The following is a 12,496-nucleotide window of genomic DNA, read 5'->3' as shown; positions in this document are numbered from 1 at the left end:
CGCCTCCCCTCACACTCAGTGTATGTCGATCAAGCGGCCGAGGAGCCTCCGAGAATCGGCCACGTTCAGGGCGGCCGCTCGGAGCTGGTCGAACATCTCGGCGTACCGCCGGATGTCAGCCTCTTTCTCCAGGTACAGCGCGCCAGCCATGTTCTCGATGTAGACGAGTTCGGGGTCGGCGGCGTCCGGAAAGTCCATCACGGCGAACGCGCCGTGCATACCCGGATGTGCGCCGACCTTGTAGGGCAGCACCTGGAGCGTGATGTGCGGCCGTTCGGTCAGGTCGAGCAGGTGTCGTAGCTGGTCGGCCATGACGTCAACGCCGCCAACCTCACGGTGCAGCACGGCCTCGTCAACGATGGCCCAGAGCTTGAGCGGATCGTCCTTGGTGATGGATGCCTGCCGCTGGGTGCGGGTTTCGAGGCGCTGTTGGATCTCGTCGTCGCTGGCGTAGGGCAGGCTGGCCGTGACCACGGCGCGGGTGTAGCCCTGCGTTTGGAGCAGGCCGGGCACGAACAGTGACTCGTAGTTGCGGACGCTGCGCGCCTCGCTCTCGAAGCTGATGTAGGTCGTGTACTCCTCGGGCAGCTCGTTCTCGTACGCCTGGAGCCACCCCAGTTGCGTTGCCTGCTTGGACAGCTCGACCAACGCCGTGCGGCGGGCGGGGTCAGTGACCCCGTACTTGTCCAGCAGTGTCAGGAGCGTGCGCCGCTGCGGGCGAGCCTTGGCCGTCTCGATGCGGTACAGGGTGGCGCTGTTGATGTTCGTCTGCTCGGCCGCGTCTTCGCGGGTGAGACCGGAAGCTTGGCGGAGGCTGCGCAGCTCGCCGGCCAAGCGGCGAAGCCGAACGGTTGGTGGCTGACGACGTGTTGCCAAGTTCCATCCCCCTTGCTCCGGCCTCTCTCAAGTCTGCCGGTCGTGTGAACGCGCCATCGTGACAGGGCAAGCGAAACCTAAGCTTGCGAACGCAAGTCTTGCGTTTTCACTACAGGCGAGCGCAGGATAGACGAAAGAACGACGCGGCGGCGACTCGTTGGGTGGCGCAGCTACCCGGGCGAAGCAGGTCGTGCCGCACCGACGAGGTGGGAGGTGCCGGATTTGATCTTCGTCGCAGCGGCCACCCGCGACTCGTCCGGATCCGCGCCCCCGCCCCAGCTCAGCTCTACCTGCGGCTCGAACGTGTCGCAGTGGCCAACATCAGCACGACCGAGAACCCGTCGGTGTGATGACGGGCGCTGCGCATGCGTCTTGGCAGCATGGCCAGCACCGGGAAAGTCAATGGCTCCCCGCTTCCACGTGACGGATGGCTCCGTGGTGGCGGGTGAATCGGGCCGGGCGTGCCGCGCGGTGCCGCTCGTGAAGCTCCCCACACGGAGCCGCGCGGCGCGTCCGTCCCATCGGAAACGCAAGGACGTGTGACATGGCGACGACTTACCACGGCGGTCAGCAGCTCGATCGAGCGCAGGCGATGTTGGACCGGCACGCGGTGTCCAGTGGCGACGGGTTGTGCGTGGAGTGCAGGGTGCTCGGCCCCTGCCGCGTCAACGAGGAAGCCGCCAAGGTGTTCCTGCTGTCGGCCCGCCTGCCTCGGCGGCGGCCTGGTGCCACGCGTCCGGAGTTGATGGGCGCCGGGCGAGGCGGCTTCGGTTGGCTGTCGGCGCGAGCGGCGGGCTGAGGTGTCAACCGTGGCGGCGGAGCCGAGCGGGCCGCTTTACGGCGTTCGCCCTTCGCGAACGCGGACCGGCGACCGACCTGCACAGCCTTCGTGCATCGGTGGCGAGCGCCGTCTCGGCGCGGCCGGTGCGATCACCCGGGAGCACGTGGACGACGTGCGTAGGAACCTCGGCTGGCAGCTGGCCCGGCGGCGTAATGCTGTCGGGTTGAGGCAGGTCGATCTTGCCAAGCTCATCCGCTACTCGCGAAGCGCGATTGCCGGCGTCGAGGCCGGGCGGGACAACACCACCCGCATCTTCTGGCACAACGCCGACGTCGCCCTCGGCGCACACGGAGCCCTGCTGGCCCTGTTCGATCAGCTGGACGCGCTCATGCGGAGCCTCCACGCCCAGAAGGCTCGCGCGCGCGACCAGAAGCGTCAGCAGTTCGGGCTGCCTCCGGCCCCGCTCATCCCCGAGAACGCGGCCGGTCCGGCGGCATGCGCGGGCTGCGGGCCGGTCGTCGTCGGCCGATGGACCGGGCGGGAGGTTCGTGCGTTACGCGCGGCGCTGCGGATGAGCGTGGATGGATTCGCCGAACACCTCGGCGTGGACCCAGCGACGGTCCACGGATGGGAGCACCAGCGCGCGGTACCACCGACGCTCGCGGCGCAGTCGGTGTTGGACCGGGTTCTCACCCTGGCTCACAGCGACGTCAAGGCTCGCTTTCGGCTGCTTCTCGACACGCCTGACGACAGCGCGTCCTGGGCTCTTGGCGGCCAAGACGCGCACGCCGGTTCGACTCTCGCCATCCCCGTCCTTCCGGCGGGCCGGACATGTCCGGCCTCCTGGCACCCACCAACGGCCGAGGCGACAAGAGGAAGGAGGCGGCCATGACCAGATCACACGATCCGTAGCGGCAGTAACGACCACATGCCAGCCCGGCCAGCGACCACCTGGGCCGGATCTCGGGGTGACGCCTCGATGGCGGCGTCGCCTCCGTCCCGTCCGCTTATGAGTTGACGGGGCCATTGCACCTCCCTTTCGTGCCACCGCGCTCGATGAAGAGGAGATTCCCGTGCTCGACGAACGCGACATCCGCACCATGCTGATGCTGCAAGGATCCGAGCGAGAAGAACTGTTCACGCAAGCTCGTGCCGCGCGCACCGGCGTCTTCGGCGACCGGGTTGTCGTACGCGCGGTCATCGAGGTGACGAACCTGTGCCGGGTCGACTGCGACTTCTGCCCAATGCGGCGATCCAACACCCGAACCAATGACGTGTTCCACCAGACACCGGCCGAGATGATCGAGACGGCGATCGGCGTGCACGCTCTCGGTGTCGATGTGATCTGTTTTCAGGGCGGCGAGGTGCCGCAGACCACCACGTCAGTCGGGGCCGCGCTACCCACCATCGCCGAGCTGTACGGCGGCCGGGTCGAGCTGCTGCTCAACCTGGGCAACAAGACCCGTGCCGAGTACGCCAGGCTGCGGGAACAGGGCGCGACGAGCTACATCATCAAGCACGAGACATCGGATGTGGACCTGCACCTGCGGATGCGGCACGAGGCGCTTGACCGGCGGCTCGCGTGCACGGCGGACCTACTGGACCTCGGTTACCGCTTCGGCTCGGGGATGATCGTCGGCCTACCCGGTCAAAGCCTGGACAGCATCGCGCGGGACATCGTCCTGTGCCGCGACATGGGCGTGCACATGATGTCGGCGGCACCGTTCGTGCCCGCACCGGACACCCCCTTGGCAGGCGCTCCTGCCGGTGATGTCGAACTGACGCTGAACGTGCTCGCGGCGATGAGGCTCGCGCAGCCCGAGTGGACGATCCCCTCGGTCAGCGCCATGCGCGCCAGTGTCGAAGGCGGCCAGCGTCGCGGATTCGACGCCGGGGCGAACGTCATCGTCTTCAACGCCACCCCCGCCGACGTCCGCGACAAGTACCTGATCTACGGCAAGGACCGGAAGGTCTCCGACTACGAGTACGTCATGGACGTCATCGTCCAGGCCAACCTGACTCCAGGCGGCTCGGTGTTCCTGACCGAGACCGGGAGGCCGTGATGGCGCTTCCTGTCCTGACGGTCGACCATCCGGTGGTCATCCTCGCCCGCGGCCTCGGCACCCGCCTCCAGGAGGTGGCACGAGGCAAACACAAGACCATCGAAATGGTCGGGGACCGCCCGATCCTCGGCTGGATCCTGCAGGAGCTTCGAGCGGTCCGACCCTCACGGTTGTACCTGCACCTGCGCGAACCCGACGCGGAGGCCGCCGCGCTCGCGGCCGGCCACGTCCAGCCCGTGGAGATCAGCATCGGTCCGCCGACCGGCTACCTGCCCGACGTCGTGGACTGCGCCCGCTACGGCGAACGGTTCAGCGTGATCGAGGCAGACACCATCACCCATCCAGGCGGGCTGCGGAACTTCCTGATCCTCGCTGACCAACTCGGCCCGCACGCTGAGCTGTGCATGGGCGTCGCACCGTCCAGCGCCAACCCGAACGGACCGGCGGTCGTGGTCGATGACAGCGGGCTGGTGACCGCCGTGAGCTGGAAAGCCCAGCCGTCCGGCCTCGTGCCGCTCGGCGCGTGGCACTGGACGCGACGCATGCTCGCCGACGCCCCAGGATTCGCAGCCCGCTCGACCAGCATCGCCGACTACATCACCTGGAGCATCCCGCGCGGCGCGCTCGTCGCGCCGATCGGACTCCCTGCCGGGCACAACATCAATACCCCGGCCGACCTCGACCACGCCCGGCAGCAGATCAGGGCATGGACCACTCTTCACGAACGGAGCATCACCGCGTGAGCGTCGCCATCGTGACCGGCTCTGCCGGACTCATCGGGTCGGAGACCGCCCGTCACTTCGCCACCCTCGGCCTGGACATCGTGGGCATCGACAACGACATGCGCCGGTACTTCTTCGGCAAGGACGGCACCACCCTGCCCAACGCCAGCAAGCTGATCAACGAACTCGGAGACCGGTACACCCATCTGGAACACGACATCCGCGACCGCGACACCCTCGGCAAGGTGTTCGCCCGCTACGGCAGGGACATCGCCGTGGTGGTGCACGCGGCCGGGCAGCCAAGCCACGACTGGTCGGTACGCGAACCGCTGACCGACTTCGACGTCAACGCCGTCGGCACCGTCAACATGCTCGAACACACCCGCAACCACTGCCCCGACGCGGCGTTCATCTTCACCTCCACCAACAAGGTCTACGGCGACCGCCCCAACCAGCTCCCCCTCATCGAGCTGGATACCCGGTGGGAGGTCGAACCCGGCCACGAATACGCCGACGGGATCACCGAGGCCATGCCCATCGACTCGTGCCTCCACTCGATCTTCGGCGTCGGCAAGGTCGCGGCGGACATCGCCGTACAGGAGTATGGCCGCTATTTCGGCCTCAACACCGCCACGTTCCGGTGCGGCACCCTGACGGGCCCCGCGCACGCAGCCGCCGAGCTACACGGGTTCCTGGCCTACCTGATGCGCTGCGCCATGGAGCAACGCACGTACCGGATCTTCGGGTACAAGGGCAAGCAGGTCCGCGACGCGATCCACTCGCACGACCTCGTGACCGCGTTCGAGGCGTTCCTGCGCGCCCCGCGTCAAGGGGAGGTGTACAACATGGGCGGCGGCAGGCACTCCCACGTCAGCCTGATGGAGGCGACCACACTCGCCGAGAAGATCACCGGCCAGCAGATGATCACCGAGTACCACGAGGACAACCGGATCGGCGACCACATCTGGTGGGTCGGCAGCACATCGAAGTTCGCCAACCACTACCCGAACTGGCAGTACGACTACGACATCCCGGCGATCCTGACCGAGATGTACGAGGTCAACCGGGAGACGTGGGTCAACCGGCGCTGACCAGCTCCCGGTACTGCGGCGAGTCCAGGAAACGCGGGACGATCTCACCGTAGGCTCGCCCGAACTCCAGGGCGCGCACGTCAGCGCCGTCGACGAACCGCATCGCCGCACCTTCCCCGCACACCACATCCTCGTCACCGGCGTCGGTCGGCGCGTAGAAGATCGAGAACTCGCCGACCGCGCCGGGGAACTTGGCCGAGGGGGCGATGCCCTGCCAGAACAGGCGCAGCTCCTCGACCTTTAGGCCGGTCTCCTCCAGCAACTCCCGGTTAGCGGCCGTCAGCGGATCCTCACCCGGCTCGACGTTGCCACCAGGCAGACACCAGCGGTGCGGATCCACCCGGGTGTTGCCGTCACGCAGTTGCAACAACAAACGGCCTTCCCGATCGACCAAGATCACACCGGCGATTCGCGCATCCACTCGCACAGTCACGCACCGCAGCCTAACCCTGGACGCAGCCACTGCGACGAGAGCCCTGCCGGTTCGGTGCTGGTCGAGCAGGTCCAGCAGGTGCCGGTCTCGGGGGGTGAGTCGGCCGAGTTCGGCGGCCACGACGGACGCCGTAAGGCGGGGACTGCCGGTGGCAGATGTGCGGGTGGGAGGGATATCTCTTATCAGTCGGTTCCGGTCCACCGGTCCTCCTCGCCCCCGTTGACGTGCGCGTATGACGTGTTCAAGGGGGTGTGTTCACCCGGTGGTTCGTGGTCGTTGTGTTCCTCGTTGGATCGCTCGTTAGACCTCTCGTTAGAACCCTCACCCTGAACAGCGAACGTGTTGGGGCCAACCAGCTCGACCGATGCAACCTCGGCGGGCGCCGAGGATCCGGGCTTTGTAGCAGCGGTGCGATCTCGCCAAGCAACCCGCGACGTTCCTTTGTGGCGAGGCCGGTCTGATCGCAGACAGCGCGGTGCAGCCCACCGCGTAGCGCAGCAGACCCACCACGGCGAGGGTCTGCCGGCCCGACGTGCCAAACGTCATCCGATGAAGGCGCTCGATGTTTGCGGGCATCTGAGCCCTGAGCGGGGCCTCCTCGCTGTGAGGGCTACTGCTGATCATCTCTCCGTGGTGACGAGCGCCGCTGCGGTGGGGACGGGTCGGACAGGGCGAGCCGGCGGCGGGGACGGAGGCCGTCCGGCGCGGACGGCGGACGGGGACGGTGGGGGTCGTGCTGGTTGGTGCGGACGGCCTCGCAGGACGAGGCGCAGACGGGGTTGCCGACCGTCCGGGACGGCGGACGGGGCGCGTACGGGTCGCGCCGGGCGCGCCGCACCTCCGAGCGCTCTCGTCCACGGCCCGAGGTGGTCAGCCAGGCCGCGCGTTCCAGCAAAAATGATCTTGTTCAAGTACGTGTAGATTCCGTGCAACCTGTCACCGACCGCATCGGCGTTCCACGCCGCGCCCGTGCCGCCGGAAGTCGGCACCTCAGGGGTCTGACCTGTGTGTTCAACCCGTTGAGGATCTTGTTCAACCGGGCGGCTCGGGTGACCCGAGTTGTTCGGCGCGGGGCGCGGTTTCCAATCCGAGGCCCGGATTTGTAATCCCTTAGTGTCAGCGCTCGTCGGCGGACGTGGCCCACACGCCCATGCCGAAGCACAGCTCCACCACCCCCGGCGACCGGCCCCAGCCGGCAACGGCCGAGTTGCTCCATCCCCCTACCCACGTCCCCCGCACCCCCGATCCGGGAGTACGGGACGGGCACGGACCGTCCGCCCCTGAGGCGGACGGCAGACATCGTCGGGCGTCGGCCTCGCCCGGTGGCGAGTCGCCGGCTCGCGGTGACGCTGGTGTGGGCGGGCAGTCCGCAGAGGTCACGGTCATCCGCGGCGATGTGCCGGAGGTGCAGTTCGACGTCACTGTGCTCGATGGTGAGGCCGGTCGGCGGCTGGCCATGCTGCAAGCCGAGGTGATCCTCGACGTGCTGACCTGGCGTCACGACCAGCGGCACCATGCCGAGCCCGCCTGACCGGTCGCACTCCGGGCCACTCGGCGTGCCGCGGAGTGCGGTGCCGTCGCGGCGGTCTTGATCCCTTCACCGAGTTGAGCGGTGATCGACGCCCACGGGTCGACCGGCAGCACCGGCGGTCGGCCCGTGGCCTGACCAGACACCAACCAACCGGAGGAGGTACGCGCGTCATGTACGCCACCGTCACCCCCGACGACACCGGGCGCATCGTCGTCTACGGCCCCCACGACACACCGGCCGTCGCACCGAACGATGGGGCAGTCACCGTCGCCATCTGCCCACCGGGGGCCGCTGACCGCACCACCGGCACCCTGGCCCACTCCTACCAGTACGCCGCCGGGCCAGCACTCGCCGCCGTCGCGGTGCGCGCCCCCGCCTGTGCCTCGGTGGGGGACCTCAACGCCCTCACCGTCGCGGTGTGCATCCATCCCCGCAGTCACCGCCTGTTCGTCGTCGGACCCTTCACCGGCCCCGACCGCGCCGAGCGGTGGTGGACCGCCCACACCAACCGGTTCGCCGATTCCGGCGCGACCTGCCACGTCCTCGCCCTGGCCGCTCCCACCACCGGGACGACCACGCCGACCAGTGGAGTCGACGCGTGAACACCCACCGCACGACAGTGCGCCCGCGTGTGGCGTTCTACGGCCGGACCGCCGAGGCCGGTGACCTCGCCACGGCGGCCCGCGTGGTCGGCGGTCAGTACCAGCGGTGCGTCTCGGTGCTGCCCCACGGCGCGGTCACGGCGGTGTTCTCCGACCTCGGCACTCGGCCCGACTATCGGCGGGCACCCGCCAGCCTCTTCCTCGACAACGAGCGGGCGGTCAGCTGTGACGGTGGTCTGGATGACCTGTTCACCGAGGCGAACCGGCCAGATCGCCGGTTCGACTTCGTGATCAGCACCGACGTGCACCGCCTGTCAGGCGACACGGTGACGAGCACCGCGCTTCTGCGCACGCTCGCGGTCGCCGGCATCGAGTTCCTCCACGCCCCCGAGATCCGCGACGGTGACCGGCTGCCCGTCATGCCATGGCGACTGCGCAGCGTCGACTACATCAAGGTGCTGACCCAACTCATCCGCGACGGAGGCCACCCGTGACGAGCACCCTGCCCGACTGGCTCCGCCCACCCGCCACCACAGCCCCGAAGCGGACAATACGGGTCGCCTTCCTCGGACGTACCTCCACCGAGGAGCAGCAGGACCCCACCCTGTCGATTCCCCGGCAGTTGACCAACTCCGAACGGGCTCTGCTGCCCAACATGGTCATCGTGGCGTGGTTCTGGGACGTGGAATCCTCCCGCAAGGAACTCAGCCAACGCGGCCGGGGCACCGCGTGGCAGAAGTTCGACATCGCCGTGCAACGAGACGGCGGCCTCGCCGACATGCTCGACGAGGCCACCTCACCTGATCGCCGCTTCGATGTCGTCATCTGCGAGTCGATCGACCGCATCGCCCGCTGGACCCACCAGGGCACCAAGATCGAGCACGACCTTGAACTCGCCGGGGTGCCGCTGCTGGCCGCCGACGAGCCGGTCATGCAGTCGAACAGCCGCAAACGCGCCGCCCAGATCCTCCTGCGCCGCACCAAGCAGGGCGTCGCCGAGTGGTACATGATCGAGATGCTGGAGAAGTCGTGGGACGGCTTCGAGGAACACACCACCCAGGGCTGGAACGTCGGCAAGCCTCCATACGGCTACCTCGCCGAGAAGCACAAACACCCGGTCCCCGCCAAACGCGCGGAAGGCAAACACAAAACCAAGCTGAAGATCGACCCCGACCGAGGGCCGGTGGTCGAGCAGATATACGCCTGGCGCATCGACGAGAAGCTGTCCTACCGGGCCATCGCCGAACGGCTCAACACCGACCTCGACCGCTACCCGCCCCCACAACCCGTCGACCCCGCCCGCGCGGTCGGACGATGGACCGGCTCCGCGGTCCGCGAGATCCTCGTCAACCCCAAGTACACCGGCCACATGGTCTGGAACCGGCGCTCAACCAAAGACAAACTGCACCCCGGCAAAATCAACCCCCGCGAGCAGTGGGTCGTCTCCGCACAGCCCACCCACCCGGGCATCGTGCCGATCGAGACGTTCCTCGCCGCTCAAAACGTCGGCCGATCTCGGGAACGGTCACGCGCCGACGCCCGCCAGGGTTCTCCCAACCGGCACCGGCAGACCAAACGGGTCTACGCGCTGCGCTCCTACGTCTGGTGCACCCCATGCCAACGACGCATGTTCGGCCGCACCGTCACCGGATACACCTACTACTCCTGCCAACCTCGGGAACGCGCGATCCCCGAGGGGCATCCGAGAATGATCTCGGTGACCGAAGAGGTGCTGCTCGACTTGGCCGACCGATTCTTCAACACCTACGTCCTCGGCCCCGACCGGGTGCAACTCGCCACCCGCAGCCTCGACATCACCGCCCAACAGGCAGCCGACGAACAACGGCGACAGATCGCCGTCCTGCGGCGGACCCTGGACGACATCACCACCCGCCGCCGACGCCTCCTCCGCGTCATCGAGGAGAACGACGACCCCGACGGCACCGTCTTCGCGGAGATCTCCGAACGCCGAGCCCAACTCGACCGCGACCGCGAGACCAAGACCGCCGAACTCGCCCACCTCGAAGAAACCATGCCCACCGACCCCGGCAGCGCCGACATCCTCACCGCCCTACCCGAGATGGAAATCAAACTCGGCCTACTACCGACCGACCGCCTCCGCCGCCTCCTGGACGCCTTCGCCGTGCAGATCCACCACGACGTCCGCACCAAGCAGGTCACGTTCAAAGCCACCGTCAGCCAACACACCGCCCCACACCTGGCCCGCCTAACCCGCGCCACGGCCGGCGGTCCCCGTGCCACCACCGGCCACACCAGCACAGACGACACCGCCCCAGCCGACGACGGCGGGGGCGGCGACCATTTGCAGTTCTGTGACATGCCCCGCCGGGGGCACCAAAATGATCTTGTGCAAACCAAGCCGGACGGCACCGCCGTCCGGCTTGTCCGTTCTCGGCGGACAGGTGAAACTTCTTGCCATTACAGCCGAGGGCCGACAGCGGTCCTCGGCTTCTTGGCGTTCACTCTCCGTCTGCTCCGGTACATCGTGACTTGCCCCGCGCTCCGCCTGCTCTGCGGCCAGATCATCGAGCAAGTCGCTATCCAGCAGCGTTGCGAACGGTTCCGTCATCTCAAACCGCTCCACCGAGCAGTCCTCTCCGATGTACAGCGCCTTGAACAAGCCCTGGTTGATCAACCTACTCAGTCTGGGCACGGCCACCAGATACTCCCGCTCGCACCCCTCCGCGATCTCAAGGGCCGCCGCCAGAGTGCCTTCCACATCAGCAACCTCGCGAGTAGCCGCCGCTGCCTGCGCTTCGGCGTCGGCCATCTCGGCGGTCAGCCGGTCCATCTCACTCTTGAGCATGTCCAACGGCACGGCCCCGGCGTAGTGGGCGGTGAGCAGCTTCTGCCGTTCGTCGTTCAGTCGAGCGGTCCGCCGCATAGCTCGCCGACTGCTGCGGTCGGCTTCCTCGCGGCTGGCGTTCAACTCGTCCAGCACTCCGGCACGGATCAACTCGGCCCGCCCAGCTGACAGCCGGAACACGCCGTAGAACTTGGCGATGCCATCCTCGATCCTCTCCAGCCGCATCGGCCTACGTGTGCAGGGCCGTCGGCCTGTGCGCCGGGAAAGGCAGGTGTAGTACTCGTACCCACCGCCGTTGCCCCGGTTGCGGCTGTAGATCAGGCGGGCACCGCACTCACCACAGAAGATTGAGCCCTTCAGGTAGTGCGGGTGCTTTCGTTCCTTCTCTCCAACCAAGTGGTGTGCCGTGAGTACGTCCTGGACGCGCAACCACAGCTCCGGGCCGACCAGCGGCTCGTGCTTGCCCTCGTGGTACACGCCGCGGTAGGGCACCACGCGTATGTAGTACGGGTTGCGCAGCGAGCCATTTTCATCGTGACGATGCAGGTCACGGGCGATGCGGGAGGCCGGTGTCCAGGTAGGACGAGGCTCCCGGTAAGACAGCAATCGACCAAGATCAGATGCCCCAACCGGGAGCCTCGCTGTGCTGTCTTACCCTGCCGCGATTCCGTTGTCCACCCGCGGCCTGAACCACCTCGCCGCCCTCATCCGAGCCCGCCGCCAGCAGCGACGGTCCCGGTGGCGACGCCTGGACCCCGGCCGGCAAGCCCTGCTCGCCCTGGCCCACCTGCGCAACGGCGACCCCCTGGCCCGCCTGGCCGCCGGATTCGACATCGGCGTCACGACGGTCTGGCGTTCTGTCCGCGAGGCCATCGACCTGCTCGCCGCGACCGCTGGCGACCTGGCCACGGCCATGACCAGGATCCGGCTGCTCGCCTACGCGATCCTCGACGGCACCCTGATCCCGATCGACCGAGTCGCCAACCAGAAGCCGTACTACTCCGGGAAGCACAAGCGTCACGGAGTGAACGTGCAGGTCATCGCCGACGCGGCCGGGCGTCTCGTCTGGGCCTCGGCCGCGCTGCCCGGCTCGACGCATGACCTGACCGCCGCCCGCACCCACGGCGTCATCGACGCCCTGACCAGCGCTGACGTGATGACCTTCGCGGACAAGGGCTATCAAGGCGCCCACGGCAGCGTGCGCACCCCGTTCAAGCGGCGCCGCTTCCGGCCGAAGCTGTCACGCCGGCAGAAGGCCGTCAACCGGGCCCACGCGAAGATCCGCGCCCGAGGCGAACGCGCGATCGCCACACTCAAGACCTGGAAAATCCTGGCCAAGCTGCACTGCTGCCCACACCGAGCGACCGCGATCGTGCAGGCCATCATCGTCCTGCACCACGTCGAAGCCAACCGCTACGCAGGATGAAAATGGCTCCCTGTCCTCCTGGTTGCGGGATGTTGCGACGGGACCATCCTGAGGACGAGCAGGGGAGACGTCAAGGAGTAGCCGCATGATTGCGGATGGTGGTGGACGTTGACAGTTCCCGCACAGGGCAATCGATGGTCACTC

Annotated in this window: 11 protein-coding genes and 1 pseudogene; 10 read left to right on the top strand and 2 right to left on the bottom strand. The window is 67.7% G+C overall.

Annotation, left to right across the window (positions count from 1 at the left end):
• Positions 1 to 15: 15 nt before the first annotated feature.
• Positions 16 to 834, bottom strand: coding sequence for a helix-turn-helix transcriptional regulator (locus tag O7606_RS15655; protein ID WP_281594761.1), 819 nt, complete (start codon positions 832 to 834; stop codon positions 16 to 18).
• Positions 835 to 1,420: 586 nt separating this feature from the next.
• Here O7606_RS15655 and O7606_RS15650 point away from each other — a divergent pair.
• From O7606_RS15650 to O7606_RS15630, 5 genes are all read left to right on the top strand, one after another.
• Positions 1,421 to 1,675 (top strand): hypothetical protein, encoded by a 255-nt coding sequence (locus tag O7606_RS15650; protein ID WP_281594760.1) that lies wholly within the window; start codon positions 1,421 to 1,423, stop codon positions 1,673 to 1,675.
• 145 nt (positions 1,676 to 1,820) lie between these two features.
• A complete protein-coding gene (locus O7606_RS15645; RefSeq protein ID WP_281594759.1) occupies positions 1,821 to 2,549 on the top strand; it encodes a helix-turn-helix domain-containing protein in 729 nt (242 codons plus the stop codon).
• Between the two features lie 181 nt (positions 2,550 to 2,730).
• Positions 2,731 to 3,720, top strand: a complete 990-nt coding sequence (locus O7606_RS15640; protein ID WP_281594758.1) for a radical SAM protein — start codon at positions 2,731 to 2,733, stop codon at positions 3,718 to 3,720.
• Positions 3,720 to 4,463: a hypothetical protein gene (locus O7606_RS15635; RefSeq protein WP_281594757.1), complete on the top strand. Its 744-nt coding sequence runs from the start codon at positions 3,720 to 3,722 to the stop codon at positions 4,461 to 4,463. The genes O7606_RS15640 and O7606_RS15635 overlap by 1 nt, the downstream gene beginning before the upstream one ends.
• Positions 4,460 to 5,533: an NAD-dependent epimerase/dehydratase family protein gene (locus O7606_RS15630; protein WP_281594756.1), complete on the top strand. Its 1,074-nt coding sequence runs from the start codon at positions 4,460 to 4,462 to the stop codon at positions 5,531 to 5,533. Before O7606_RS15635 ends, O7606_RS15630 begins: the two co-directional genes overlap by 4 nt.
• Here O7606_RS15630 and O7606_RS15625 read toward each other — a convergent pair.
• A complete protein-coding gene (locus O7606_RS15625; RefSeq protein ID WP_281599699.1) occupies positions 5,520 to 5,954 on the bottom strand; it encodes an NUDIX domain-containing protein in 435 nt (144 codons plus the stop codon). The genes O7606_RS15630 and O7606_RS15625 overlap by 14 nt on opposite strands.
• A 1,366-nt stretch (positions 5,955 to 7,320) precedes the next feature.
• On the opposite strand from O7606_RS15625, the gene O7606_RS15620 reads away from it, so the two are divergent.
• The 5 genes and pseudogenes from O7606_RS15620 to O7606_RS15600 all read left to right on the top strand — a co-directional run bounded on the left by O7606_RS15620 (position 7,321) and on the right by O7606_RS15600 (position 12,352).
• A complete protein-coding gene (locus tag O7606_RS15620; protein WP_281594755.1) occupies positions 7,321 to 7,497 on the top strand; it encodes a hypothetical protein in 177 nt (58 codons plus the stop codon).
• 170 nt (positions 7,498 to 7,667) lie between these two features.
• Complete coding sequence (locus O7606_RS15615; protein WP_281594754.1) at positions 7,668 to 8,099, top strand: hypothetical protein; 432 nt, start codon at positions 7,668 to 7,670, stop codon at positions 8,097 to 8,099.
• Positions 8,096 to 8,593 carry a hypothetical protein gene (locus O7606_RS15610; RefSeq protein WP_281594753.1) on the top strand — a complete coding sequence of 166 codons (498 nt, stop codon included), beginning with the start codon at positions 8,096 to 8,098 and terminating at the stop codon, positions 8,591 to 8,593. The genes O7606_RS15615 and O7606_RS15610 overlap by 4 nt, the downstream gene beginning before the upstream one ends.
• Positions 8,590 to 10,455 (top strand): annotated as a pseudogene (locus O7606_RS15605) (recombinase family protein); the annotation flags it as partial. The gene O7606_RS15610 and the pseudogene O7606_RS15605, both read left to right, overlap by 4 nt.
• Before the next feature lie 1,114 nt (positions 10,456 to 11,569).
• Positions 11,570 to 12,352: a transposase family protein gene (locus tag O7606_RS15600; RefSeq protein ID WP_281594751.1), complete on the top strand. Its 783-nt coding sequence runs from the start codon at positions 11,570 to 11,572 to the stop codon at positions 12,350 to 12,352.
• Positions 12,353 to 12,496: the final 144 nt, after the last annotated feature.

It is taken from the genome of Micromonospora sp. WMMD882, from assembly GCF_027497255.1.
Taxonomy (GTDB): domain Bacteria; phylum Actinomycetota; class Actinomycetes; order Mycobacteriales; family Micromonosporaceae; genus Micromonospora.
The sequence above is the reverse complement of the archived record's forward strand: the minus strand, read 5'-3'. Positions and strand labels throughout refer to the sequence as shown.

Excerpts from the sequence above, each read along its gene's own strand:
- O7606_RS15635 (WP_281594757.1), top strand. The coding sequence starts at position 3,720 with ATGGCGCTTCCTGTCCTGACGGTCGACCATCCGGTGGTCATCCTCGCC.
- O7606_RS15615 (WP_281594754.1), top strand. The coding sequence starts at position 7,668 with ATGTACGCCACCGTCACCCCCGACGACACCGGGCGCATCGTCGTCTAC.
- O7606_RS15650 (WP_281594760.1), top strand. The coding sequence starts at position 1,421 with ATGGCGACGACTTACCACGGCGGTCAGCAGCTCGATCGAGCGCAGGCG.